This window comes from Pseudoalteromonas sp. GW168-MNA-CIBAN-0100, assembly GCF_040309225.1.
GTDB lineage: Bacteria > Pseudomonadota > Gammaproteobacteria > Enterobacterales > Alteromonadaceae > Pseudoalteromonas > Pseudoalteromonas arctica.
The window spans coordinates 1-266 of the sequence record NZ_JBEOOL010000634.1; the positions used below are offsets into that span (position 1 = coordinate 1).

The window sequence follows — 266 nt, forward strand, 5'->3', positions numbered from 1 at the left end:
TCGAGGGATTTTAAATCCCTTGTGTCTACCAATTCCACCACTCGGGCATCGAGTTTGCTAATTAAAGCGTGTGGAGTGTTGAAATGGAGGCGGAACCCGGAGTCGAACCGAGGTAAACGGATTTGCAATCCGGTGCATGGCCACTCTGCCATTCCGCCCCAATACTGGAGTAATAACCTTGAGATAAACTTGGAGCGGTACACGAGGCTCGAACTCGTGACCTCGACCTTGGCAAGGTCGCGCTCTACCAACTGAGCTAGTACCGC

At 52.3% G+C, this 266-nt stretch carries 2 tRNA genes; both read right to left on the minus strand.

What is annotated here, in order from left to right:
• Positions 1 to 84: 84 nt before the first annotated feature.
• A tRNA-Cys gene (locus AAEY62_RS22765) sits at positions 85 to 158 on the minus strand.
• 32 nt (positions 159 to 190) lie between these two features.
• A tRNA-Gly gene (locus tag AAEY62_RS22770) sits at positions 191 to 266 on the minus strand.